This window comes from Corynebacterium sp. HMSC078H07, from assembly GCF_001812805.1.
Classification (GTDB): domain Bacteria; phylum Actinomycetota; class Actinomycetes; order Mycobacteriales; family Mycobacteriaceae; genus Corynebacterium.
Map to the genome: position 1 here is coordinate 21471 of NZ_KV810463.1, position 25968 is coordinate 47438.

Genomic DNA, 25968 nt, shown 5'->3' on the forward strand with positions numbered 1-25968 from the left:
TACGATAGACAGGTGAGTATTCCGGAAGAGAAGTTCGCCCGCTCCCCTGAGCCCACGCTCGGTGTCGAGTGGGAGGTTGCACTCGTTGACCCAGTGACCTGGGATCTCGTACCGCGTGGTGCCGAGCTTATTGATGCCGTCCGTTCCTCCCACCCCAACGTGCATCTGGAGAAGGAATTCCTCCAGAACACCGTGGAGCTCGTCACCGGGGTATGCGCAACGGTCCCGGAGGCCATGGGGGACTTGGAGACGTCGCTTAGCGCAGTGCGTGACGCGGCCGACGCCATGGACGTGCGCCTCTGGGCTTCCGGCGGGCACCCCTTTACGGACTTCCGGAAGAACCCGGTGTCCGATAAGCCCGCTTATTCCGAAATCATCAACCGAACCCAGTATTGGGGGCAGCAGATGCTGCTGTGGGGCACGCACGTGCACGTGGGCATTTGCCACGAGGACCGCGTGTGGCCCATCATCAACGCCCTGATGACGAAGTACCCGCACTTGTTGGCGATTTCTGCCTGCTCACCGGCATGGGAAGGGCTCGACACTGGCTACGCCTCCAACCGCACCATGCTGTACCAGCAGCTACCCACCGCGGGCATGCCCTATCAGTTTGAGGACTGGGCGCAGTGGCAGTCCTACATGCGGGACCAGGCCATTTCGGGAGTCATCAACCACACCGGCTCCATGCACTTTGATATCCGCCCGGCCTCCAAGTGGGGCACGGTGGAGGTACGCATTTCCGACGCCACCTCCAACCTCCGCGAGCTCTCCGCCATCGTGGCGCTCACGCACTGTCTCGTCGTCTACTACGACCGCCTGCTTGACGCCGGTGAGCAGCTGCCCACCCTCCAGCCCTGGCACGTGACCGAGAATAAGTGGCGTGGCGCGCGCTATGGCATGGACGCGCTGGTCATCACCTCACGCGCGACGGATGAGCGCTGGGTCAAGGACGAGCTAGCGGATCTGCTTGTGGAGCTGGGCCCGCTTTCTGAAGAGCTCGGCTGCGCCAAGGAACTGCAGCTGGTGCAAGACATCATCGACGGCGGGGCGGGTTATGAGCGCCAGCGCCGCCTGCATCAGGAGACCGGAAGCTGGCAGAAGGTGGTCAAGGCCACCTCGGATGAGATGGAGCAGCTGCTGCCGCTCGCTGCGGACTAAGCCTTCGACGCCGGAACCGCCGAGCCGGCCTTCGGGCGCGGGGCGATGAAGCCCCACAGGGCGTAGCCGGCGATGAAGAGGATGCAGGACAGCGTCCACAGGGACGTCGCCCACGGCTGGAAGGACGTCATCGAGTCGAGGTTGGCCGAGGACATGGAGAACCACACCGGCACCGACATGAAGGGCAGGGACACCACGAAGAGGGCGGCCAGCCCGGCCAGGGCGGCGAGCTGCTCGCCAAACTTACCGCTAACGCGCTCGCCCACCGCCTGGTTGACGGCAACGAAGACCATAATCACAAAGGGCAAGGTCCACACGAAGTGGTGGTACCACGAGAAGGGCGAGACCAAGCAGGTGCTAATACCCGTCAGCGCGAAGGCAGCGGTACGGTTGCCGCGCTTGTAGGCAGTGCGCAGCGCCAGGCACGTGAGCACGAAGATGACCAGGACTGCCAGCAGCCACAGGATTCCGCCGTCGATGCCCCACAGACGGAACATGAGCGAGCGTAGCGACTTTGCCCCGGGGTTGGCGTGTTCACCGACGCGGGAGGAATTGAACATGGCGTCGGTCCAGAAAGTCATGGCATCCGGCACAAAGATGAAACCGAGCACCACGGTGACCAGGAAGGTCACGACGGAGCCCACGGCGGCCCACCAGCGCTTCTCAAAGAGGAGGGCTAGCCCCATGTAGGCCGGCGTGAGCTTGATACCCGCTGCCAGGCCGATGCCAATTCCGGGCAGGCGGCGCTTCATCGGCAAGAAATCTAGAGCCACGAGGAACATGAGGAAGACATTGACCTGCCCGTAGTACAGGGAGCCATGCATCGTCTCATTTGCCGGCGTCAGCGCAGTGAGCAACACCGCGACGAGGATGGCCGCAGGAGTGAGTTTGACGCCGCGTTCGCGGAAAATCATCACCACAATGGCCAGCATCGCCAGGAACATCAACGCCGGCCAAAGGATGGTGAGAGTATCTTTGCTGAAGAACGGCAGGACCTGGAAAAGAATGCCCGCAAACGGCGGGTAGGTGAAGGGGAACTCGTAGATATAGGGGGCGTCGTACAGCAGCCCGCCCGCGTTGAGGTCCTCGCCCGCCATGCGGTAAATGGCCAGGTCGAAGGGGAGGATGAATGTGAAAGCCTTGTGGCCGTCGAACTGGATGATACGGTAGACCATCACTGCGATCCCCAGCGCGAGGACAGCGCAGATCGTCGGGATGCCCTGCAGCTTCTTCACGGAAATTCTCCTCAGATGATGAAATGTGTCCTTAGGAGAATATACGAGCAGCGCATCCTTAAAGGTGAGCGAACCACCGTTAACTATTTTCGGCGCATAGAACGCGTCGCCGGATGCTCATTGCGCGTCATCGATTCGGCCGTGCCGTAGAGGCCCTCGCGGCGGGCAATACGGGTAGTTCGCTGCGCGGTGACGGGGCTGGTGATCATGGCAAAAAGCACGAGCAAGATGAGGACGCCCAAGTCTCCGCGCTCCGCCACGCTGAAATCTTCCGAGCCCGTTACCTTGATGAGCGCGCCCAGAATGGTGAAGATGAGCCCGGTGGTTTGTGGCTTGGAAATGGCATGTACGCGCGCCATGGTGTCACTAAACCGCGCGATGCCAATGGCGGCGGCCAGAATAAGGATGGAGCCGACCAGGATGAGGATGATCGAGAGGATATCGGAAATCAGTGCGTAACTTATGAGTCCCTCTTCCTAAATCGGGTGACAGACACCGTGGAGATAAAGCCCAGCAGTGCGACGACGAGCATGGCGTTGGATACCGTCGTGTCCAGTGTCCAGCAGATATAGGTGGCCATGGCGCATTGGAACATGGCCACGAATCCGTCCATGGCAACGAGCCGGTCGAGCGAATTGGGGCCGACGACGATGCGCCACGTTGTGATGAGGAAGGCCACCACGAGGAAGCCGGCAGCCACCGTGAGCAGGATTTCATAAAGTCCCGTATCCATTAGGCGTGGCTCCTTTCAAAGATGGCTATCATGTCCGCCTCCAACTTGCGCACCGCGGCGATTTCGCGTTCGAGGTGGCCTTCGGAGTCGGCGTTGAGCAGGTGGATGGTGAGCATACGGTTGGCAATGTCGATATCAGAGACCGTTCCGCCCGGCTGCAGGTTGTACAGGCTCACGGCCAGCGAAAGTACAAACTCATTCTCCACGCGCATGGGCACTTTCACAATGGCGGTCTTGGGTACAGGCTGCGGGCGCACAGCCAGCCAGCCCACCTTGATGGAGGCCTCGAGCAGATCGACGAACCAGCCGGCGGCAAAGACAAAGAGCTTGCCCCAGCTCACCGAAATGCCCTCCACGGGCATGGCTGGCAGCGGTAGCGCCAGGAAGATGAACAGGCCCACCAGCAGGCCGCCAACGAGGTTGGCCACGGTTACCTCACCCATCAGCAGGCACCACATGACCACAATCCACACCACGAACCAGGGCCGGAAGCGGTGCTTGAAACCGGAGAGTTTCATCGTGCGACCTCCTCTTCAGCAGTGCCTACGGAGGTAGGCAGGGGAGCCGTCGCGCTTGCCGACGTCTCCCGTGTCGGCTCCGCCGGCATTCGCTCCGGCAGGGGCTCGCTGCGGTTCTGCAACGAGTCCGCGCCGCTGTCGTAGCGGTCCTTCGGATCGAGGTGGCGGGTGGGGTTCTCAAAGGAATCACCCAGTACCGCATAGCGGTAGATGGAATCATCCTGAGCCGACGTGGCTGCGCGGGTAGTCACGCCCGAAATGGGGCCTGCCAGGAAGGTCATGGACACCGAGGCGATAACCAGCAGGCTGGTGGAGGCCAGCATGCCGAAGGGCACGCGGCCGACGTCATCGCGTTCCTTCACATCGACGTACTCGGTAACCTCGCCCAGTGGGGAGGGGCGCACCATCGCCAGGTGACCTTCCGGAGCATCAGCACGGTCACGCAGGAAGCCCTTGGCCCAGACCAGCACCATGACGTAGAGGGTCAGCAGCGACGTCAGAATCGCTCCGCCAATAAGCACCCAGGACAGCCAAGAGCCCTCGTTCGCGCCGGCCTCCAAGAGCATGATCTTGCCCAGGAAGCCGGAGAACGGCGGAATACCGCCGAGGTTGATCGCCGGAATGAAGTACAAAATGGCGATAAGCGGTGCGCTGTAGATGAGTGATCCCAATCGGCGCAGTGAGGAGGTTCCGGCCTGGCGCTCGATAAGGCCGACGACGAGGAAGAGCGTGGTTTGCACCAGAATGTGGTGCACGGCGTAGAAGATGGCGCCGGACAAGCCTTGTGCGGTGCCGAGGGCCACGCCGAAGACCATGTAGCCGATGTGGCTGACCAAGGTAAAGGACAACAAACGCTTGATATCGGATTGGGCAATGGCGCCCAAGATACCGACGAGCATGGTAGCCAGCGCGACCCACATGAGCAGGGTATCGAGCCCACCATTGGTAAAGATGGAGGTACGAGCGCGGATGATGGAGTAGACACCGACCTTGGTGAGCAGGCCCGCAAACACCGCGGTGACCAGTGAGGGCGCGGTGGGGTAGGAGTCCGGCAGCCACGCATCCAGCGGGAAGATAGCCGCTTTAATGCCGAAGGCGATGAGCAGTACCGAGAACACCGCGGTGCGCGTTCCCTCGGGGATGTCCTCCATGCGGATGCCGATCTGCGCCATGTTCATCGTTCCCACCGTGGCGTAGACATAGGCCAGGGCCAGCACGAAGATGAGCGAGGAGGCCATCGACACCATGACGTATCCCACGCCGGCGCGCACACGAGCCGCCGTTGCGCCCAGCGTGAGCAGTACATAGGAGGCCACGAGGAAAATCTCGAAGCCCACGTAGAGGTTGAACAGGTCGCCCGCCAGGAAAGACACGTTCACGCCCATGGTGAGCAGCATGTACGTCGGCAGGAAGACTGCCACCGGCTCGTCCTTCGTGCCATCGCGCACTCCCTGTGAAATGGCGTACCACATCACGGAGAAGAGCACGACGGAGGAGGTGAACAACATGACCGTGGACAAACGGTCTGCCACCAGCGTGATACCCACTGGGGCATCCCAGCCGCCCACCTGCAAGGTCTGGATACCGGCCGTATCCGCGATGAAAATCAACATGGCATTGACCGCAGCCAAGGTGAGCAGGGAGAAGAACGCAACGCGGCGTTGAGCGTTTACGCTGCGGGAGCACAAGATGGCGAGGACGGCCGCGAACGCCGGAATGATAATCGGCAGCGGAATGAGGTAGCTGACATAGGGCAGCAGTGCATGCACAGCGGAGGCGATGGACTCAGTCATCATTGGCCTCCTTTACCGGTTCCTCAAAGACCTGCGGACCAAACTTGTCGCCTTCCTTGGTGGCGCGGCCCGTGGCCGGGTCATTGGAGGCATCATGGTCCGGCGCTGCGGACGCATTGCCTGGGCGTGAGGCCATTGCCGCAATAGCGGTGTCCTCGGTGTCATCCTCAATAACGTCCGCACTGCGGTAACGGTATTGGCGGTAGGCCAAGGTCAGGATGAAACCGGTCAGCGCCATGGAAATGACGATGGCGGTGAGGATCATGCCTTGCGCCAGTGGGTCGGCGATCTGTTCGCCGTAGGGCCGGGAGGTGCGGCCGTCGATTGGCGGCGAGCCTGCCTGGCCACCGGCCATGAGCATGAAGAGGTTGGCGCCGTTGCCCAGCAACAAAATGCCGAGCAGCATCTTGGTCATCGCGCGGTCCAGCAAGAGGTAGACCCCGGCCCCGCAGAGCACGCCTGCAGCCAGCAGAAGCATCAAATTGGCATCCATTAGGCGTGTCCTTTCTCTTTCTCCTTTGAGCGGCGGGCCAAGGATCGAGCGCGGTCGCGGGCTCGCTGCTTACGCATCTCCTCTTCCTCATCGAGCTTCGCGCCTAGCGACGTCAACGTGCAGAGCGCGAGGCCCACGACGATGAGGTAGACGCCGGCGTCGAAAATCAGCGCCGAGGGTAGAGACACATCCCCAATCAGCGGGATGGGCAACTTCGTATAGGCCGTGGTCAGTGGCGGATAGCCGAAGAACATCGGGGTGACCACCGCACCGAGGGAAAGGAGCAGACCTACCGCCATGGTGCGGCCGCCGTCGAGCGGCAGCGCTTCCTCGAGCTCTGCGCGGCCACCCGCCAAGTAGCGCAGGATCAGCGCAAGTGCTGCGACAAGGCCACCGGCAAATCCACCGCCCGGGGCGTTGTGGCCGCTGAAGAAGAAGTAAAGAGACAGCACCATCATGGACGGGAAGAGCAGACGAGTGCTGACATCCACCATGAGGGAACGGTTGAGAGCTTTCTCCGATTCCACGCCCGCGGCCAGCCAGCGGCGGCCCGTAACCCGGAGGGTGGGGCGGCGGGAAGCACGCGCAAAGCTTTGAGTGCGGAAGACGAGCGAGGAAATGCCCGTCGTGGCGATGATGAGCACGGTGATTTCGCCGAAGGTATCCCACGCACGCAGGTCCACGAGCAATACGTTGACGGTATTAGCGCCGTGGCCAATCTCCTTGGCCAACTCCGGCATGTATTGCGAGATGGGTTCCTCGCGGCGCGCGTTGACAGCGAACATACCCACGACGGTCACCGTGAGACCCACGCCGACGGCGAGCCAGGCGCGCAGGCGACCAATCTTGGGGTCCTGCTTCCATTCGGTATTGGAGGGCATGCGGCGCAGAACCAGCATGAAGAGCACCATGATGATGGTCTCCACCAGCAGCTGCGTCAGCGCTAGGTCCGGTGCACCATGGAGGGCAAAAATGAAGGACAGCGCGTAGCCGGTCACGCCGACAACAATGACGCCAGAGAGGCGGTTATCCAGCACCGTTGCGCCCACCGCGGCGATGATAATGATGGCCGCGGCGATAGCCTGCCAGGGGTTTTCCGCCACGATCATGTGGACGTTGGTGAGGTCACCGCGGATCAACATAATGATGGGCAGCACCATGAGCGTGGCAAAGATGACCGTCAGGTTGAACTGCAGCGAACCGCGCTGCGTCGAGGCAGTGGTACGCAGCGAGAGCTGGCGCAGGGAGTTGATGACGGTGTCGTAGGCCTTGTCCGCCGAGCCCAGCGCCGGGTAGGTGAACTGTGCCTTGGCGAGCGCTCGGCGCTGCCAGTGCAGCACCACACCGGCGACAATGATGACTGCCGACAGCAGCAACGGGATGGTCCAGCCATGCCACAGTGCGAGGTGGGAGGCTTCGTCCGCGCCATAGGTGTTGTTGAGGTGCTGCGTGATGCCGTGGGAAAGCGGCGTGGGCGAAAGGCCAAAGAAGATGGTGAGCAGCGTCAGCGCGGCCGGCGGGATCCACAGGAAAGGACCCACCGGGTGCATGGCGGCAACGGCCTCAGAAGGCTCCTCCTGCCCCTTGGCGGCGAAGGCGCCCCAGAGGAAGCGCAGCGCATAGGCCATGGTTAGTGCGGAACCCGCGACGACGGCCACGAGGAGCATATTGCGTGGCATGCCGACGAGCAGGTCCTCACCCATAATCGCTTCGAGCGTGGCCTCCTTGGACACGAAGCCCAACAGGGGTGGGACACCCGCCATGGACATAGCGGGGATGATGGCGAGGATGTACAGGAATGGTTTCTTCTTGCCCAGCCCTGCAAGCTTGTCGATGTCCCTCGTTCCCGACGCATGGTCGATCGCACCAACAATCATGAAGAGCGCGGCCTTAAACAGAGAGTGCGCAAAGGTCAGCGCAAGGCCTGCCTGCATGGCTTCGCGGGAGCCGATGGCAATGATGGTGGTGATAAACCCCAGCTGGGAGACCGTACCGTAGGCCAAGATGAGCTTGAGATCGCGCTGCTTGAGCGCCATCCAGCCGCCGAGCAGCATGGTGAAAGCACCCAAGGGCAGCACCACGAGGTGCCACGTGGAAATGTCGTGCACCCAGGGAGCCAAGCGTGCCACAAGGTAGATACCGGCCTTAACCATGGCAGCGGAGTGCAGGTAGGCCGAGACCGGAGTCGGGGCGGCCATAGCGCCCGGCAGCCAGAAATGGGCCGGGGCGATAGCGGATTTCGACAGCGCGCCGCACAGAATAAGCACGATGGCCACGGTGAGGTACGGCGTGTTTGCCAGCTGTTCGGTGGATGCAATGGCGGTGAAGGACCATGCGCCAGTCTGCCGGCCCAGCAGAATAATGCCCACGAGCATGGTGAGGCCGCCGAGGGCGGTGACCATGAGGGCCTGCTGCGCGGCACGGCGCGAGGAGGCGCGCTCGCCGTAGTAGCTCACCAGGAGGAAGGAGAGCAGGGAGGTGATTTCCCAGAAGACGTAGAGCAACAGGAAGTTATCGGAAATCACCAGGCCATACATGGCCGTGGCGAAGCCCACCATTTGCCCACCGAAGAGCGCTAGCCGGCGACGCGAATGGTCGAAATACCCCCAACAATAGATGAGTACTAAGGCGCCCACGCCAAGGACGATAAGGCTGAACAGTGCGGAGAGCGCGTCCATGCGGAAGCTGATATCGAGGTGCGCGGCGGGCATCCACTCAGCGTCGAAGGCGAGCTGATGGCCGTCTCGCAACGTACCTTCGGTGAGTTGATGTAGCACCCAAAAGAACCCGACGGCGGGCACAATCGCGAGAAGACCGAAGGCTCGCCGGCCGAGGTAGAAGATGAGAAAAGGAGCGGCGATGGTGGTGAGAACCAGGGCGCTGAAGAGAGTGAGCACGGTTGTTGCGGGGGCGTCCTTTCCAGGTTTGGGACGGGGCTAAACCCACCGCAATGGCAGGCATTGACTAGTGCTCATCCTACAGATTGGGGCTTAAATTTTCACACTTTTCTTTTCACACAGTTATATAGGGGCACCCTGCAGGCAGAGGCCCCCTTACCGCGCCTTAGGCGAAGCGCTGCAGGAACAGTGCTTCGGCGATGGCAATCTTCTCAATCTCAGTCGGGTCGACCGATTCGTTGGCGGAGTGGATGGTGCACTGCGGCTCCTCGACGCCAAAGAGAGCAATCTCCGCGTTCGGGTGCTTGTCCTGCAGTTCCACGGTTAGCGGGATGGAGCCACCCATGCCCTGGGTGATGGTCTCCGCCCCGTAGGCCTCGCCGAGGCACTCGCCGAGCAGCGCGACGGCGGGCTTGGCCGGGTCGGTTTCAAAGCCCAGGTTGGCCTCGAGAATGGTGACCTCAATGTGCGCGCCCCAGGGCACGTGTTTCTTCAGGTGCTCGGCCACGGCTTCCGCGGTGGCGCGGGGATCCATGGTGGCGGGGGTGCGCAGGTTGATGTTGGCCTCTGCGGTGGCCGGCACGGCGTTGACGGCCTCGGCCACCGGGGTTGAGGTAAAGCCGGTGATGGTCACTGCTGGGCGGGCCCAAATCATGTCCGCGATGGCGGTGGCGCCGGCTGGGTCTTTCGCGCCCATGACCTCGGTACCGTCGAGCATCTGGGCATCAGCGCGGAAGTTCTCCTCGCTGTAGGCGGTGTCCTGGCCCTCGGCCAGCGGCCAGGTGCCTTCACAATCGACGCCGTCGATAGTCGTGCGGCCATACTCATCCGTGAGGGAATCCAGCGTGCGCATAAGCGCCTTGACGGCGTCGGGAGCCGCGCCGCCGAACTGGCCGGAGTGCACAGCCGAGTGGAGGGTGGAAACCTTGACGTTGATCTGGGAACCGCCGCGCAGGGAGGTCGTCAGCGTCGGCACGCCGACCTTGGCGTTGCCGGCATCAGCGATGAGGATAGCGTCGGCAGCAAAAAGCTCCGGGCGTTCCTCGATGAGTGCAGACAGGCCCTCGCCGCCGCGCTCCTCTGAGCCCTCGATGAGGACGGTGAGGTTGAGGTCCGTCCCGCCGACAGCATCCAGAGCGCGCAGGGCTGCCAGATGCATGGCAACGTTGCCCTTGCAGTCGGCAGCACCACGGCCGTACCAGCGACCATCGTGCTCAGTCAGGGTGAAAGGATCGGAGTCCCAGGCTTCCGGGTTGCCGGCAGGCACGACGTCATAGTGCGAGTACAGCAAAACGGTCTTTGCGCCGTCCTTGCCCTTGCGCTTGGCGACGATTGCCGTGGAACCATCAGCAGTGGTGATGGCTTCGGGGGTGAAGTCGACGTCGGCAAGCGCGGCGTGAACCCACTCCGCCGCCTTCGCGGTCTGGTCCTCCAGGCCTGGTTCATTGTGGACGGAATTAAAGGAGACGAGCTCGCTGAGCTGACGGAAGATGGTGTCGCGGTCAGTGGTCACAAAATCAGAAATAGTGGTCATGCTCTACAACCTACTCGCATCCCGGAATCGGTCTATCGACAAGTAGGGAGTAATATATTCCAGGTTCTAGTAACTATTCCTTAGAAAGGACCTGACATGGCGACGACCACCGCCGAAGGTTCCCAGTCCACGCTCCGCGAGCTGACACTTCGCGGCATCGTTATCGGTGGACTCATCACTCTGATTTTTACCGCCGCCAACGTGTACCTCGGTCTCAAAGTGGGTCTGACGTTCGCCACGTCTATTCCTGCCGCCGTCATTTCCATGGCGGTTCTACGCCGCTTTGCCGGGCACAATGTCAAAGAGAACAACATTGTGCAGACCATCGCCTCGGCGGCCGGTACGCTTTCTGCCATCATCTTCGTCCTGCCTGGTCTGGTCATGGTGGGCTACTGGCAGGGCTTTTCCTTCGTCGATACCGCCGCGGTCTGTGCCATCGGCGGTGTCCTCGGTGTCATGTATTCCATTCCGCTGCGCCGCGCGCTGGTGACTGGTTCCGACCTGCCGTATCCGGAAGGCGTGGCCGCGGCTGAGGTCCTCAAGGTGGGCGATAGTACCGGTGCCGAAGGTGAGGCCGCCCACGAGGAAAACACCAAAGGCCTGCACGTCATCGTCTTCGGTGGCATCCTCTCCGCTGTTATGGCGCTCCTTGCCGCAATGAAGGCCGCAGCGTCTGAGGTGACTGCTTACTTCAAGCTGGGTTCCGGTGCCACGATGTTTGGCTCCTCCCTGTCCCTCGCACTCATTGGTGTGGGCCACCTCGTGGGCCTTGCCGTGGGTATCGCCATGCTCGTTGGCGTGGTGATCTCCTATATCTTCCTGCTACCCATCTTCACCGGTGGTGAGGCACTAGGGGACCCGGCTGCCCTCATGGAGACCGTCAGCACGGTCTTCTCCGGCAAGATTCGCTTCGTTGGTGTGGGCACCATGGCCATTGCCGCTATCTGGACGCTCATTAAGATTGCTGGGCCAATTGCCAAGGGCATGGCTGAGTCTTTCGCTTCCTCCCGCAACCGCAAGGAAGGCCAGCAGGTGGCCGTGGAGGAGCAGGATATTCCGGCTCCGTATGTCGTTGGCACCATTCTTATCCTCATGGTTCCGATTGGCCTGCTGCTGTGGAACTTCGTTCGCGGTACCGATATTCATGACCACATGGGTGTCCTCATTACGGTCTCGGTTCTCTTCACCTTGCTCGTGGGCCTCATCATCGCTTCTGTCTGTGGCTACATGGCAGGCCTTATCGGTGCGTCGAACTCGCCGATTTCCTCCATCGGCATCATTGCGGTCATCGTCGCCGCCCTCATCATTGCGGCCGTGACCCGCGGAACGGATGCCCAGCCGCTGTCGCTCGTGGCCTATACGTTGTTCACGGCGGCCATTGTCTTCGGTATCGCCACCATTTCGAATGACAACCTCCAGGACCTCAAGACCGGTCAGCTCGTCGGCGCTACCCCGTGGAAGCAGCAGGTAGCGCTCATTATCGGTGTTCTCTTTGGTTCTTTGGTGATTCCGCCGATTCTGCAGATTATGCTTACCGGCTTCGGTTTCCAAGGCATGGAAGGTGCTGGCGAAGATGCCTTGGCTGCACCGCAGGCAGCGCTCATGTCCTCGGTGGCTTCCGGTATCTTCGATAACTCCTTGCCGTGGAATCTCATCGGGTTGGGCGCCGCTATTGGTGCGGTCGTCATCGTGATTGATGAGTGTCTGCGCCACTTCACCGACAAGTACTCGCTATCCCCGCTGGCCGTGGGTATGGGCATGTACCTGCCGGCCGCCATCACCATTGTGGTGCCGATTGGTGCTTTCCTGGGCTTCTTCTACAACCGCTGGGCAGCGCGCCAGGCCAGCCCGGACTTTGCCAAGCGCATGGGTACCCTCCTGGCTACCGGCCTCATCGTCGGTGAGTCCCTGTTCGGCGTGGTCAACGCGGGTCTCATTGCGGCGTCGGCCGGCGAGTCCCCATTAGAGATCTTCTCCGGCGGCACGGCCTCCAAGATCATCGGCGTCATCCTCTTTATTGGTGCTATTACGGCGGCATATAAGTGGACGGCAAAGAAGGCTTCTTAATCTAACGGGGGATACGGAACGTTATGGGCGGTGCGACAGCACCGCCCGTTCGCTTATAGCGTTCGTGTTGAACCTTGCAGTCGATGGGGGAGAGTGCCAGAATGGTCGCTAGCACTTCCACTTCGCAAGTGCCAGAAATAAACCGAGTCATCTATGTGGTTGGGGCTGGAGAACACTCGCCAGCCGTGCCGTCGCGGGCGTCCGTCATAGATCAGACGTGAGTGTCGTCCTCAACAAAGCTTAAGGAGCACAAACACATGGCAAAGATCATTGCCTTCGATGAAGAGGCACGTCGCGGCCTCGAGCGTGGTCTCAACACGCTTGCCGACGCCGTCAAGGTCACCCTCGGCCCGAAGGGCCGCAACGTCGTCCTGGAGAAGTCCTGGGGCGCCCCGACCATTACTAACGACGGTGTCTCCATCGCGCGCGAGATCGAGCTCGAGGACCCCTACGAGAAGATCGGCGCTGAGCTGGTCAAGGAAGTAGCCAAGAAGACTGATGACGTGGCCGGTGACGGTACCACCACCGCTACCGTTCTGGCCCAAGCACTCGTCCGCGAGGGCCTGCGCAACGTGGCCGCTGGCTCCAACCCGATGGGCATCAAGCGCGGTATCGAGACCGCTACCAAGAAGGTTGTGGACTCCCTGCTGGCTTCCGCCAAGGAAGTAGAGACCCAGGAAGAGATCGCTACCACCGCTGGCATCTCCGCTGCAGACCCGGCTATCGGCGAGAAGATCGCTGAGGCCATGTACACCGTGGGCAACGGTTCCGTGAACAAGGATTCCGTTATCACCGTTGAGGAGTCCAACACCTTCGGTGTTGACCTTGAGGTCACTGAAGGTATGCGCTTCGACAAGGGCTACATCTCCGGCTACTTCGCTACCGATATGGAGCGCCAGGAGGCAGTCCTCGAGGATCCGTACATCCTGCTGGTCTCTTCCAAGATCTCCAACATCAAGGACCTCGTCCCGCTGCTGGAGAAGGTCATGCAGACCGGCAAGCCGCTGCTCATCATCGCCGAGGATGTCGAGGGTGAGGCTCTGTCCACCCTCGTGGTCAACAAGATTCGTGGCACCTTCAAGTCCGTTGCCGTGAAGGCCCCGGGCTTCGGTGACCGTCGCAAGGCCACTCTGCAGGACATGGCTATCCTCACCGGCGGACAGGTTATCTCTGAAGAGGTCGGCCTCTCCCTCGAGACTGCTGAGATTGAGTACCTGGGTCAGGCCCGCAAGGTCGTTGTGACCAAGGATGAGACCACCATCGTTCAGGGCGCTGGTTCCCAGGAGCAGATCGACGGCCGCATCAAGCAGATTCGCGCTGAGATCGAGAACTCTGACTCTGACTACGACCGTGAGAAGCTGCAGGAGCGCCTGGCCAAGCTGGCCGGCGGCGTGGCAGTTCTCAAGGTTGGCGCCGCTACCGAGGTGGAGCTCAAGGAGCGCAAGCACCGTATCGAGGATGCCGTGCGCAACGCTAAGGCTGCTGTGGAGGAGGGCATCGTTGCCGGCGGTGGCGTGGCTCTGCTGCAGGCAGCCGAGGTTCTGGATTCCCTCTCCGACCTCACCGGTGACGAGGCAACCGGCGTCAAGATTGTCCGCGAGGCACTGTCTGCTCCGCTGAAGCAGATTGCTCAGAACGCTGGCCTAGAGCCGGGCGTTGTCGCCGACAAGGTTGCGTCCCTGCCGGCTGGCCAAGGCCTTAACGCCGCTACCGGCGAGTACGTGGACCTTATGGCCGCTGGCATCAATGACCCGGTCAAGGTCACCCGCTCTGCTCTGCAGAACGCTGCGTCCATCGCTGCACTGTTCCTGACCACCGAGGCGGTTGTGGCTGATAAGCCGGAGCCGGCTGGTGCAGGCGCTGGCATGCCGGACGCTGACGCAATGGGCGGCATGGGCTTCTAAGCTATCGCTCCCCGAGTCGAGGCGCTTTGCGGCCTCGGTTAATAACAAAAAGAACGCTCCCCGCGCTTCTGCGTGGGGAGCGTTCTCTGCGTTGAGACCGTATCGTGCCCTAATCTAACCCCGTTTAGGGGTAAATTAGCTTTGGCTCCTAAAAAATTTTCCGGTCATTTTCGAACCCTTTGGCACCTATGAATCGCTCCCTGAGCGCTCCGTGTTACGTGTCTGAGAAAACTTTTACTTCTCCGAGCTTTCGGGAGCTGCGTTTTCCCAGCTGGTAGGGTCTGCGCAGGTAAAGTGAACAAAGGGTTAATTTGTAGTAGCTGGCGACTATAAGTGTGGGGCGTCAGTTCCGTGAGAAAAATAACGATCCAATCCATTTGCAATGTGGGGAAGCTATGCCAAAATAGTTTCCTGTGACGCCCGCTGAGGGTGTCTGCAAAACCGCAAACCCCCTCCGGGCACTTCTGAGTCCGGACTTCACAAAAGGAGACCATAATGGATCTTTCTTTCGTTGCTGATCAGCTGGGCAACTTCGCTGACTTCGCTTCCGGCATCAAGAACCTGTTCAAGGGCTTCGCTGGCGCATTTGACGTCATCGCTGGCGCTGTTCAGCAGGGTGACTCTTACGAGTTTGCACCGACTCTGGACTCCACCGAGAAGCAGATGGGCCTGAACTCCCTGTCCTCCGCTTCCAAGTAAGCCTCTCGCGCTCTAGGGCGCACTGATACATACTCACTTCCACTTCAAGGAGATTCACAATGGAACTGTTTTCTTCCACCGGCATCCTCGGTGACATCCTGTCCGTTCTCTACAACCTGGGCGACATGGCCTCCGGCGCCAAGAAACTGATCGGCCTGCTCTAAGCAGCACGCTGTTCACGCAGAACTAAGCGTTAACCCCGCTGACCCACTTTGGGCAGCGGGGTTTCTCATGTTTTGACCGCCCCAGGTACTAGAACGACGCGGTACGTTTTCGTAAATAGTGGCCTAGTATCGCGAAAATTTAGTGCTTCGGTGCGAAAACGTACCGTGGTGGTGGCAGCTGAGTACGGATCGATCATTTAAGGCCCTGCACATTCGAGTTTCCGGGGCACTATTTGTCAGAAACGTACTTGTTGCGGTGGGATACGCCGGGCGAGGCGAAGCTGATGGCGCTGTTGTTTCGGGAGTGGGGGTAAATGGGGTCGCCGGGAAAGGTTTACTCAGCCAGATGTCTGGTTCATAGATAGAATTATGAGCATGGCTGACATTAAAGACGACGAACTCCCCGAGATCGACCTCGCACAGACCGACGGCTACGTCGTTGATGACTCTGATGAAGACGATCCTGCGCTGATCATGCCGGATGGCTCGCCTGTTGAGACCTGGCGTGAGAACTACCCGTACGAGGAGCGCATGACGCGCGACGAGTACGAGTCCATCAAGCGTGCCCTGCAGATCGAGCTGCTGAAGTGGCAGAACTGGACCAAGGAAACTGGTCAGCGCCACATCATTATCTTTGAGGGTCGCGACGCTGCCGGTAAGGGCGGCACCATCAAGCGATTCAACGAGCACCTTAATCCGCGTGGTGCCCGCACCGTCGCACTGGAGAAGCCCTCCCCGCGTGAGTCCACCTCGTGGTACTTCCAGCGCTACATTCAGCACTTCCCGTCCGGCGGCGAAATCGTCTTCTTCGACCGCTCCTGGTACAACCGCTCCGGCGTTGAGCGCGTCATGGGCTTCTGCACTGAGTCCCAGCACGCAGAGTTCCTCCGTGAGGTTCCCATGCTGGAAAACATGCTTCTTGGTTCCGGCATCTCCTTGACCAAGCTGTGGTTCTCTGTGACCAGGAAGGAGCAGCGCACTCGTTTCGCTATCCGTCAGATTGACCCGGTACGTCAGTGGAAGCTGTCCCCGATGGACCTTGCCTCCCTAGACAAGTGGGATGACTACACCCGCGCGAAGGAAGAGCAGTTCCGTTACACGGATACTGATGAGTCCCCGTGGATCACCATCAAGTCGAACGACAAGAAGCGTGCCCGCATCAACGCTATGCGTTATGTGCTCTCCAAGTTCGAGTACACCAACAAGGATCACGAGCTGGTGGGTCAAGTCGATGACAAGATTGTGAAGCGCGGTCGCGACCAGATTGGTGACTAGTCACTGTGCACTGACCGCTCAGTAGCGCGAGTTAGGAATGAAAGAGAGGCGGCAGGAATCCCTGCCGCCTCTTTGCGCATCTCGGCAGAGGGATGACGTGCAGTGAGATTAGGTGAAAAAATTCATGTCAGCGTTACCCTGCCGTTGCTCAGGCAAGATATTCATTTCATTATGAAATATCACCTTCTTGCACCTGCTGCGCTCGCCGTCGCAGGCCTGTGCGCTGTAGCGCCGGTCGCGTCTGCCCAGTCATCCTTTAGCCCCCTGTCCTCGTCATCTAGTTTTTCGTCCTCACTCTTTAACTGGAATTCCTCGAGCAGCTCCAAGAAGCCGGAGGATGTCGCTCCAGGGGACTCGGAGGAGACTGAGACTCCACTGACGCCAGCGGACAACCGAGTCATCTGGCACGAGAGCTTCGATGAGCTGGAGAATCCCGCCCACTTTACGCACCGCATGCCGGAGGGATGGACGACTTCTGTCGACGGTGTGAACTCTGGCGAAGCTCGGTGGAAGGGATGGACTGCGTCAACGATGAGGGACTGGACGTGGGCTGCTGGGACGGACATGCGCCATTGGTTTACCCAAGCCCACGACAATCTAGTCATCATTGACAGCAAGCAACAGCGCCTCAATGACACCGATGCCATGACCGCCCAGTTGACGTCCCCGAGCATTCCTGTGGCGGGCCAAGGTGACATCAACCTCGAGTTTGATCATCACTACCGCCAAGGAAAAGAGGGACAGAACGCTATGGTGCAGGTGTCCTTCGATGGAGCCGCACCGCAGACAATCGCGTCATTCGACCACGATGTCTTCTCCAAGCATGAGTCGCTACCTATTGAGGTCCCAGCGGGCGCGCGGTCCATGCAGGTCACGTTCACCTACGCCAACGGTAACGATGATTGGTGGTGGGCGGTGGATAACGTGGGCGTCGTCAAGCGCTTGCCTGAGGTCACCGGCAAGCCGCAGGCCATCATCGATGTGTTATCCGATGTTCAAGGCGACCCCGAAGATTATAAGGAAGCAATTGGGCTGCTTAACGCTATGGAGGACAAAGCCGGTGCGTTGGTCCTCAATGGTGACCTAGTGGATGACGGTTCCCAAGAGCAATGGGACACCTTCTTGCAAGCACAGAAGGACGCACCGCATGCTGCGGGAACACAGCTGTGGACTATTGGCAACCACGAGATGTACGGTCCGGAAGGCTCAGAAACGTATCTGAAGCGCTTCCTTACCTATGCAGGCCAGGACAAGCCGTGGAACGAGATTGTGGTCGATGGCGTTCCACTCATTTCTGTCAACACGGAATACTATTCCGACGTTGACCGTGGCGGAAAAGAACCGTTCCAGCGGCTGGGCCAGGAACAGTTGGATTGGCTCGATGAGCGTTTGAACTATTGGGATGAGAAGGGAACTCCGGCGCTCGTCTTTAGCCACCCGCTGTTGCCTGAGACGGTGTCGATGTCCCATTCGGCGTGGTACCAGAATGACTTTGAGGACCTTGAAGCCCTGTCCAACGTAGTCAACAAGTACACCAACATCGTGTGGTTCAGTAGCCACAGCCATTCTTCCCTTCGACAGAATAACTGGTGGGGTACGCGCCGCTACGATGGCACCGGCGAGGCCGGGCGCACCGGATTCCCTGTAGTCAACACCGGCGCAATCCTCAATGAGTACCTGCCGGATGGCGATCATGACGAAAAGATTGTCAAAGAAAAGGAAGAGGCCTCCAGCGGACTGCGGGTCAAGGTGTTCTCTGACCGCGTCCGCGTGGAGGCCTGGGATTTCAAAGCCAACGAGATCATTGATGTCGTTGACTTTGCTCGTTAACTAATCCTTATTTCTTCCACGGTTCAATCGGGTTGCCCTGCCACTCGGAGTTGCGCGGAACTTGGTCGCCGCGCATAACGAGGGAGCCAGGGCCCACCGTGGCAGTGGAGCCAATGACGGACGCCGGCAACGCCACCGAGTGGGAGCCCAACGTTGCGCCGTCGCGGATGGTCACGGTATCGAGGCTCATGACGCGGTCCTGGAACAGGTGCGTCTGCACCACGGTGCCAGGGCCCACAGAGGCGCCGGTGCCGACGGAGCACAGGTCGGTCTCCGGGAACCAGTAGGAATCAATCCACGCGCCGTGGCCAATCTTGACGCCTAGGGCGCGCAAGCCCTGGTTGATTTCGCCCGCACCATAGGTGTGGACAAAGAACCACGGAGCAGCGACAGCCTCCACGAAGGTGTCTTGCAGCTCGTTGAGCCACACGAAGGCGGACCACAACGGATGATCGCCCGGGGTCTGCGTGCCCACGCAGATCCACTTCACGGCCACGGTAATCGTCATCGCGATGGCACCGGCCACCATGAGGACGAGTCCGCTAGCTGCCCAGGCGGCGGCGATTCCGAAGGTGTCGGCAAGCGCGTAGAGAGCAGACAGCGTGCCGGCCAGCAGCATGGCCGAGGTCATCGGCGCAAGCAGGCGCATCGTCTCAATCGCACCACGGGCGGCCTTAACACCGAAGCCTGGGTTGTAGGTGAGGGATTCGCCCTCCACACCGTCCACGTGGGCTTCGACGCGGCGCATACGCTCCGGCGGGGAGCCCCACCAGTTGGCACCAGATTTGGTCTTCTTCGGCGTCGAGGAGAGCACCGCAACCAGCGAATTCTTCGACAGCTTGCGGCCCGGACCCGTAATACCAGAGTTGCCCACAAAGGAGCGCTTGCCCACCTTGGTTTCACCCGTGAGCATCCAGCCGCCGCCGAGCTCGTAGCCACCAATCATGGTGTCATCCGCCAAGAACGCGCCGTCCTTGACCTCAGTGAGCTTAGGGACCATGACAGCCGTGGAAATCTCCACATCCTTGCCAATCGTGGCACCCAGGGAGCGCAGCCAGGCCGGGGTGAGCTGGGAAGCATAAATGGGGAAGAGCTGCGTGCGAGCCTCATCCATGAGACGCTCGATGGCCCACAGACGCCAGCCCTTGAAGGAACGCACTGGTGCCACACCTGGCTTGAGGCCAAGTGATAGCACGCGCACACCGAGCCAGGTTTGAAGCATGTAGGTGGCAAACGCAGCGAGGGCGCCGAGCGGTGCGAAGAAGAGGGAACCGATGAAGGGGGAGCCGTCGGTAAGTGCAATGAGGCTCACGACGACCGCCGCGCCCACGGCCAGCGCCACAATGGGCTGAATGGCTAGCAGGATGGAGGTGGCGCCATAGATGGCGACCCACCACGGGCGGCGCTTCGGGGCATGGGACGGGAAGCGGTGCTTGGTTCGCCCCACCTTCTTGGCAGGCGAGCCGGACCAGCGCTGGCCGTCCTTGATCTTCTTGCGTCCCGTCACAGTGGAGCCAGCCTCCACGTGTGCGTCCTTGCCCACGACGCTGCCTGGAAGCAGCGTCGAGCGTGCGCCCACACGAGCGCCTTCCTTGACCTCAATCGCACCGACGCGCAGGATATCGCCGTCAAGCCAGTAGCCAGACAGGTCTACCTCCGGCTCGATGGCGGCATGCTTGCCCAAGGTAAGCAAGCCCGTGACCGGTGGCAGGGAGTGCAGGTCCACGCCGCGACCAATCTTGACGCCAAGCGCGCGGGCATAGTTGTTGACCCAGGTCGCGCCCGCAATGGAACGCGAGCCGGAGGCGTTTGCCCATCGCTCCGCCGCCCAAATGCGCAGGTGCGTTGAGCCACCACGCGGGTACTCACCGGGCTTAATACCGGCGGTGATAAGCCGTGCACCAAAGCCGCCGATGGGGATGCGGCCCACCGGAGTCACGAAGACGACGAGGAGCACGGCAACCAGCCACCATGGCGTGGTCATGGCCCACTCCACGCCGAGCAGGTTCGCCACGTTGGAGCCCAACAGCAGCCAGGCCAGCCACGTCGTGGCAGCCAGCGTCATGACGGGGATCTGGATGAGTGTTTGCGCAATGCGCGTGCCCGCGCCCACGGGCTTGACTTCGCGGGCAGGCCCGGCGTCCTCGACGGACTCGGCACCAGCCAGCTGCTCTGCGAGCGAACCCAGACGCGGGTGGTCGTAGAGGTCGCGCACGGCCACGGTGGGGAAGCGCTCGCGGATGCGGCCCACCAGCGTGGCGGCGGCCAAAGAGGTGCCACCCAGGGAGAAGAAGTCGGCGTTGACGTCGTCCACAGAAACGCCCAGGGTGTCCACCCACAGCTCCGCCAGCCACTGTTCGGTTGGGTTGAGGCCGTCTGCCTCCACGCCGACTCCTGGCAGCGGCCACGGCAGCGCCTTCTTGTCCACCTTGCCGGAGGTACGAATCGGCAACTCATCCATGACACAAATGCGCGGGACGAGCGCGGCCGGCATGGATTCTGCCAGGCGGGCATGGGCTGCCTCGTGGTCGAAACCAGCGTCCGGGTCATCCAGGGAAACATAGCCAACGAGTACGGACTCGCCGCCCGGAGTCTTCTGCACGGCCACGGCAGAGTTATATACGTTCGGCAAGGCGGCGACGTTGGCCTCGACCTCACCAAGTTCGATGCGGCGGCCACCAATCTTGACCTGGTCATCGACGCGGCCCACAAAGTACAGACCGTCCTCTTCCAGGCGCACGTGGTCACCAGTGCGGTAGGCGCGCTCCCAACCCATGGATTCCAGCGGCGCGTACTTCTCCGCGTCCTTCACCGGGTCCAGGTAGGCAGCCAGGCCCACACCACCAATGACGAGTTCGCCCACCTCACCGATGGCGACGGGATCGCCCTGCTTATCGACGACCACCAGGTCCCAACCATTCAGCGGCAAACCAATCGATACCGGTTTGCCTGGCTGCATGTGTTGTGCGCAGGCCACGACGGTGGCCTCGGTAGGGCCGTAGGTGTTCCACATCTCGCGGTCTTCGGTGGCCAGGCGGTCTGTGAGCTCCTGGGAGCAGGCTTCGCCGCCGACGATGAGGAGGCGGATATTATCCAGGGCCTCGGCAGGCCAGAGGCCAGCCAAGGTCGGCACGGTAGACACCACCGTGATGTCGCGGCGAATGAGCCAAGGACCCAAGTCCATACCGGAGCGCACGAGGGAACGCGGTGCTGGGACCAGGCAGGCGCCATGGCCCCAGGCCAGCCACATTTCCTCACAGGAGGCGTCGAAGGCCACAGACAAACCAGCCAGAACGCGGTCGTCTGGGCCGAGCGGGCCATGCGGGCTATCGGCCAAGAAGAGGGCAGCCTCAGCATCAACGAAGGCGGCCGCGGAGCGGTGGCTGACGGCCACGCCCTTGGGCTTGCCCGTCGAGCCGGAGGTAAAGATGATCCACGCGGTGTCCTCCGGGCGCGGCTCCTCGAACGGCGTACCATCTTCATTGCCGCTGCGGGAGGCATCAACCTCCCGCAGCATGCGGAAGCCCTCGTCGGTGAAGACACCGTCGATGTCGGCCTCGCCGAAGACCATCTCGGCGCGCTCGTCGGGGTCGTCGGCGTCGACGGGCACATAAGCAGCACCGGCGGCCAAGGTGGCCAGGATGGCGAGGTAGAGCTCGCGCTTGCCGGAGGTCATACGGATACCGATGCGGTCGCCGCGGCGCACGCCGTTAGCGTGGAGCTCGGAGGCCCATGCGGAGACGTCGGCAAGCAGCTCGGCGTAGGTGAGGATCTCACCATCGTCGAGGGCTGCAGCATCCGGGTACTGCTCCGCAGTGGTGCGCACGATGTCCCACAAGGTGCGCTCAGGCGGGGCTAGGGAGCCCAGGAGATATTGTTCGGGGACCTTCGCGGTTTCGGTCTTGAGTGCGTGGCGACCATGACTAGTTTCAGAGTCTGTCATTTAAGCATCACCACCTTCGGCGTCGTTGGACGCATCTGCAGCAATGATGGCCGTGGCCAGTTTGCGCAGGTGCTTGAGCTGCTTGTTGGTGGATTCGTCCAAGGCAGCGTCCTCCGCCTGGGCGACGAGCACAGCGAGCTCCTTGTGGGCCTTCGTGCCCTTTTTGGTGGAGGCAATGATCTGGCGGCGGCGGTCCTTGGCGTCGCGCTCGCGCTTGACCCAATTGCGAGACTCTAGCGAATCGAGCAGGCGCACCATATCGGAGGCATCGATAGCCAGGGTTTCCGACAGCGCGGACTGGGAAGACGCGGCCTCTTCTACGAGGCAGGTAAGAACCCAGTACTCGCGCAGGGTGGTCTGCTGAGTCTGCAGTGCAGCCTCGACGCCTTCGCGGGTGCGGCGGCGGAGGCGCTCCAGCTGGAAGGAGGGGGACTCCAGCAGCGCGGTGGGAATCGATACAGAATTTGATGAAGACATGCCGATGATTCTAGCGTGCCTACCGTAGCATTCCTAAATCATGGGTCGCGTCCCACTAGTTTTATGTGGAAGCCAACTTCTGCACAATGAGAGTGTTAAGGGACACCCCTTCGCGTTCCGCTTCGATGGTCAGGTCTCGGTGAAGTGACTGAGGTATGCGAAGATTGAACTTTCCTGAGAAGCTGCGCTGTCCAAATGGTTCGGGGATGCGTTCGTTGTTGCGTTGCATGTCTTCGAGAGCTTCCTCGACGACGCTGCGCAACTCGGCTTCTGCGGTGGCTGCAGTGGTATCCAGCCATGACAGGGAAGGAAACTCTAGGACTGTGGCAACGAATTCTCCATCCTCTTCGGACCAGGCGGTTTGATAGGTGTATTTGTCGGCGAGGTTCATGATTTACTCCTAGAAATAGAAGTCGCATACGAGCTGCAGCTCGGAGAATCGGACATTGTTTCTCGAGGTCCGCATCTTTGCTAAAGCTTTGTCGGTTTTGGAAACCACGAGTTTATGGTACCGCATATGGTACCAAGCTAAAAGGGAGTGCTAATTCGGGTAAACCATCGGGCAGTCCTGTGCTTTCCACGCGTCCGTGCCGCCGTCGACGTTGATGACGTCCCAGCCCTTCGCATGTTCGAGGTACTGGCAGACCTGCATGCTGCGCCCGCCCGCATGGCAGATGACGTAGATATCGCGGTCCGGGTCAATCTCGTCGAGTCGTTCCACGAGCTCGCCCATGGGGATGTGGGTTGCGCCTTGAGCGTGTTCGGTGTTCCACTCAAAGTCCTCGCGGACGTCGATAAGCTGGGCGTTGTCGGGTACTTCGGTAGGTTGTACGTTCTGCATGCGCCCCAGCTTACGTGGGTGCGGTTGCAGGGCTGGTGGGGGCACTTTACTGTGAGCAGTATGGGGGTGGGGCTTTCAATCGGAGGGGGTTATATGGAGGAGATTGTCGGCCGTGCTGGCTCGGCGGCAGCGGCAAAAGGTGAGGCGATCAAAATTACGCGGGGGCTGTATCTGCCACGTGAACCAACGGCATACGAGCTAGCGCAAGTGCTCAGCCGGCATTGGCCAGACAGTGCGTTGGACGGATATTCCGCGGCGATGGTGCTTCTTGAGCGGAAACCTGGGTTTCCGCTGCAGCTCATACGCGAAAAAGGCCTGGAAGACACCCGCTTTTATGTCTGTCGCCGCGCCCGCCCCAAGGGGGTATTCCCCTATGACGGGATCAACGTCTGCAATCCGCTGCAGGCGGTGGAAGCCATGGAAGAACGACATGCGGTGATGTTCCTCGAAAAGTTCCTTGCGGGCAGGGACGCCGAAGGACGGCTGAAGTTGCTCTCCATGGATTTTCGGCGGTTCTCGCAGCACACTCGGCGGGTGTTGGAGAAAGCGGTGATCGGTGCGGATAGCGTGCCTGAGCGGGCACTTACCCGTGCCTTGGAGCCCTACTTTAGGGTGCGCAACAACGCCAAAATTGGGCCCTATCGGTGGGATCTCCTTTTAGAGGAGTACAAGATTGCCATCGAAGTCGACGGCTACGCCTATCACCGAGGGGAGAACCGCCGCCAATTCGAGCTTGACCGTCAGAAGTTGAATGACGCCGTACATCGCGGTTACACGCCGCTCCACTTCACCGCGACCACAATTGAGCATCATCTCGACAAGGTGGTGGAGCAGGTGCGCGGGGTGGCGCAAGGGACAAAGCGGTATCTGGACCCGCCGTGGATGTGGCACCGGTTCTTTGTGTGAGGTGTCTTGCGGCAGTTTGATGTCGTTCACGGTAGATAAGGGCGAAAAATTGCGAAAATTTGGGCCTTATTTGCCGTGAACGTAGGCAGGGTGGCGCGAACGTAGGGTGGGCGGCGTGAGAACGTGGCGCGGGCTTTAGCGGTGCGCGGAGAGGTACTCCAAAATTGCCTTGACGCGGCGGTTATCCTCGCTGGGATCCAAACGCAGCTTGGTGAAGATATTGGAGACGTGCTTGGCCACCGCGGCGGAAGAAAGGACGAGCTCGGCGGCGATGTCCTTGTTGGACTTGCCGCGGGACATCAATTCAAGCACCTCGCGCTCACGCGGGGTGAGCTCGCCCAAGCCGCTGCGCCCGGAGCTCATGAGAGCCTGCGCCACGGTGGGGTCGATGACGGTGCCGCCCTGGGCCACCACGTCCAAGCTGGAGAGGAAGTCGCGCACCTCAGAGACGCGGTCCTTTAAAAGGTAGCCGGTGCCGGCATCGGGGGAGTCGAAGAGCTCGACCGCGTATGCGGGGGCTACGTACTGGGAGAGCACCATAACGGGCAGGCCCGGGTAGGCGTTTCTTAAGTTCACGGCGGCCTTCAAACCGTCGTCGCCCATACCTGGCGGCATGCGTACGTCCGTGATGACGATGTCCGGCAGCTCATCGCGCAGAGAGTCGACCACCGCTTCGAGCGACGGGGCGGAATCTGCCTGGCCCACAATTGAATGGCCGCGGCGCTCCAAAAGGCCGGCGAGGCCCTCGCGCAGAATGGCGGAGTCATCCGCCACTACGATTCTCAAACTCATTTTTCTAAACTCCTGACTGTCCGCGATCGAGAAGAAGAGGAATCGAGCACGCCACCCTGGTCGGGCCGCCCGGGGGCGAGGATAGCGTCATCTCCCCGCCAAAGGCAGCAAGTCGCTCGGCCATCCCTGACAGGCCGTGGCCGGGTACCACCTGTGCGCCGCCTGGGCCCTCATCCACCACCGCAATCTTTAATGAGGCATCCGCGGTCACCAAAACAGAAACCGGGGCGCCCGGCGCGTACTTCGCCGCGTTGGTCAACGCCTCCGCACCGAAGAAATAGCCACACGCCAGCACCGAGGCGGAGAGCTCCGGCAGCGGATGCGGGGCGAAGACGCTGACGTGGGGGCCGTGGGAAGAGGAGACGTCGGCAAGCGCGGCAACGAGACCGTGATCCTGCAGGACCTGTGGATGGATGCCGTGCACCGTCGTACGCAGGGAATTCAGGCCGCGGTCCACGTCCTGCTTGGCGGCGGTGAGGAGCTCGGTGAGGTCAGAGGGGGCGTCGAGAAGCGCCTCGCCCAGCTTCATACTCGCAGCCACGAGGTATTGCTGCGCGCCGTCGTGCAAGTCGCGCTCGATGCGGGCGCGCTCCACCTCATAGGCATCTGCGATGGCGCGGCGCGAGGCCGTGAGCTGCGCAATCTTCTCCGCTTGCTGCTGTTCGTGGGTGGTCTGGGGCTTTCTTCGGAACACGGTTCACAGCATAAC

21 protein-coding genes are annotated in these 25968 nt (G+C 61.0%); 7 read left to right on the forward strand and 14 right to left on the reverse strand.

The features are described 5' to 3' along the window. Positions 1-12 precede the first annotated feature (12 nt). On the forward strand, positions 13-1158 hold the full coding sequence (locus tag HMPREF2875_RS03860; RefSeq protein WP_070670463.1) for a glutamate--cysteine ligase: 1146 nt from the start codon (positions 13-15) through the stop codon (positions 1156-1158). Here HMPREF2875_RS03860 and HMPREF2875_RS03865 read toward each other — a convergent pair. The 8 genes from HMPREF2875_RS03865 to HMPREF2875_RS03900 all read right to left on the reverse strand — a co-directional run bounded on the left by HMPREF2875_RS03865 (position 1155) and on the right by HMPREF2875_RS03900 (position 10361). Then, on the reverse strand, positions 1155-2393 hold the full coding sequence (locus tag HMPREF2875_RS03865) for a glycosyltransferase 87 family protein (RefSeq protein WP_070670466.1): 1239 nt from the start codon (positions 2391-2393) through the stop codon (positions 1155-1157). The two genes, HMPREF2875_RS03860 and HMPREF2875_RS03865, sit on opposite strands and share 4 nt — an antisense overlap. A gap of 83 nt (positions 2394-2476) precedes the next feature. Further along, positions 2477-2857, reverse strand: coding sequence for a monovalent cation/H(+) antiporter subunit G (locus HMPREF2875_RS03870; RefSeq protein WP_070670469.1), 381 nt, complete (start codon positions 2855-2857; stop codon positions 2477-2479). Then, entirely contained in the window at positions 2854-3126 is a 273-nt protein-coding gene (locus HMPREF2875_RS03875; RefSeq protein ID WP_039676832.1) for a monovalent cation/H+ antiporter complex subunit F, read from the reverse strand. Before HMPREF2875_RS03875 ends, HMPREF2875_RS03870 begins: the two co-directional genes overlap by 4 nt. Then, complete coding sequence (locus tag HMPREF2875_RS03880; RefSeq protein WP_070670473.1) at positions 3126-3644, reverse strand: Na+/H+ antiporter subunit E; 519 nt, start codon at positions 3642-3644, stop codon at positions 3126-3128. Before HMPREF2875_RS03880 ends, HMPREF2875_RS03875 begins: the two co-directional genes overlap by 1 nt. Next, the gene (locus tag HMPREF2875_RS03885) at positions 3641-5437 is read right to left on the reverse strand and encodes a Na+/H+ antiporter subunit D (protein WP_070670476.1); all 1797 of its coding nucleotides are present in this window, start codon (positions 5435-5437) and stop codon (positions 3641-3643) included. Before HMPREF2875_RS03885 ends, HMPREF2875_RS03880 begins: the two co-directional genes overlap by 4 nt. Next, the gene (locus tag HMPREF2875_RS03890; RefSeq protein WP_070670479.1) at positions 5430-5930 is read right to left on the reverse strand and encodes a Na(+)/H(+) antiporter subunit C; all 501 of its coding nucleotides are present in this window, start codon (positions 5928-5930) and stop codon (positions 5430-5432) included. The genes HMPREF2875_RS03885 and HMPREF2875_RS03890 overlap by 8 nt, the downstream gene beginning before the upstream one ends. Beyond that, positions 5930-8827, reverse strand: a complete 2898-nt coding sequence (locus HMPREF2875_RS03895) for a Na+/H+ antiporter subunit A (protein ID WP_070670482.1) — start codon at positions 8825-8827, stop codon at positions 5930-5932. Before HMPREF2875_RS03895 ends, HMPREF2875_RS03890 begins: the two co-directional genes overlap by 1 nt. Before the next feature lie 166 nt (positions 8828-8993). After that, positions 8994-10361: a dipeptidase gene (locus HMPREF2875_RS03900; protein WP_070670485.1), complete on the reverse strand. Its 1368-nt coding sequence runs from the start codon at positions 10359-10361 to the stop codon at positions 8994-8996. A 96-nt stretch (positions 10362-10457) separates the two neighbouring features. On the opposite strand from HMPREF2875_RS03900, the gene HMPREF2875_RS03905 reads away from it, so the two are divergent. The 5 genes from HMPREF2875_RS03905 (at position 10458) to HMPREF2875_RS03925 (ending at position 18300) form a co-directional block, all read left to right on the forward strand. Then, a complete protein-coding gene (locus tag HMPREF2875_RS03905; protein ID WP_070670487.1) occupies positions 10458-12428 on the forward strand; it encodes an OPT family oligopeptide transporter in 1971 nt (656 codons plus the stop codon). A 257-nt stretch (positions 12429-12685) separates the two neighbouring features. Next, positions 12686-14332 (forward strand): chaperonin GroEL, encoded by a 1647-nt coding sequence (gene groL / locus HMPREF2875_RS03910; protein ID WP_039676846.1) that lies wholly within the window; start codon positions 12686-12688, stop codon positions 14330-14332. Between the two features lie 495 nt (positions 14333-14827). Continuing rightward, positions 14828-15031 (forward strand): PorH family porin, encoded by a 204-nt coding sequence (locus HMPREF2875_RS03915; protein WP_070670490.1) that lies wholly within the window; start codon positions 14828-14830, stop codon positions 15029-15031. Positions 15032-15570: 539 nt separating this feature from the next. Beyond that, positions 15571-16470 (forward strand): polyphosphate kinase 2, encoded by a 900-nt coding sequence (gene ppk2 / locus HMPREF2875_RS03920; protein ID WP_070670493.1) that lies wholly within the window; start codon positions 15571-15573, stop codon positions 16468-16470. A gap of 171 nt (positions 16471-16641) precedes the next feature. Then, positions 16642-18300, forward strand: coding sequence for a metallophosphoesterase family protein (locus tag HMPREF2875_RS03925; protein ID WP_070670496.1), 1659 nt, complete (start codon positions 16642-16644; stop codon positions 18298-18300). Positions 18301-18307: 7 nt separating this feature from the next. On the opposite strand, the gene HMPREF2875_RS03930 is transcribed toward HMPREF2875_RS03925, so the two are convergent. The 4 genes from HMPREF2875_RS03930 to HMPREF2875_RS03945 form a co-directional block, all read right to left on the reverse strand. Further along, on the reverse strand, positions 18308-22243 hold the full coding sequence (locus tag HMPREF2875_RS03930; RefSeq protein ID WP_070670500.1) for a Pls/PosA family non-ribosomal peptide synthetase: 3936 nt from the start codon (positions 22241-22243) through the stop codon (positions 18308-18310). Beyond that, the gene (locus HMPREF2875_RS03935) at positions 22244-22720 is read right to left on the reverse strand and encodes a MarR family winged helix-turn-helix transcriptional regulator (protein WP_070670503.1); all 477 of its coding nucleotides are present in this window, start codon (positions 22718-22720) and stop codon (positions 22244-22246) included. A 61-nt stretch (positions 22721-22781) separates the two neighbouring features. Further along, positions 22782-23111, reverse strand: a complete 330-nt coding sequence (locus HMPREF2875_RS03940; RefSeq protein ID WP_070670507.1) for a type II toxin-antitoxin system HicB family antitoxin — start codon at positions 23109-23111, stop codon at positions 22782-22784. A gap of 150 nt (positions 23112-23261) precedes the next feature. Next, positions 23262-23561, reverse strand: coding sequence for a rhodanese-like domain-containing protein (locus tag HMPREF2875_RS03945; RefSeq protein WP_070670510.1), 300 nt, complete (start codon positions 23559-23561; stop codon positions 23262-23264). Positions 23562-23654: 93 nt separating this feature from the next. Between HMPREF2875_RS03945 and HMPREF2875_RS03950 the strand changes: the two genes are divergently transcribed. Continuing rightward, the gene (locus HMPREF2875_RS03950) at positions 23655-24467 is read left to right on the forward strand and encodes an endonuclease domain-containing protein (RefSeq protein WP_070670513.1); all 813 of its coding nucleotides are present in this window, start codon (positions 23655-23657) and stop codon (positions 24465-24467) included. Between the two features lie 135 nt (positions 24468-24602). Here HMPREF2875_RS03950 and HMPREF2875_RS03955 read toward each other — a convergent pair whose 3' ends face one another. Continuing rightward, entirely contained in the window at positions 24603-25259 is a 657-nt protein-coding gene (locus HMPREF2875_RS03955) for a LuxR C-terminal-related transcriptional regulator (RefSeq protein WP_039676654.1), read from the reverse strand. Between the two features lie 4 nt (positions 25260-25263). After that, the gene (locus HMPREF2875_RS03960; protein WP_070522701.1) at positions 25264-25953 is read right to left on the reverse strand and encodes a sensor histidine kinase; all 690 of its coding nucleotides are present in this window, start codon (positions 25951-25953) and stop codon (positions 25264-25266) included. Between the last annotated feature and the right edge of the window lie 15 nt (positions 25954-25968).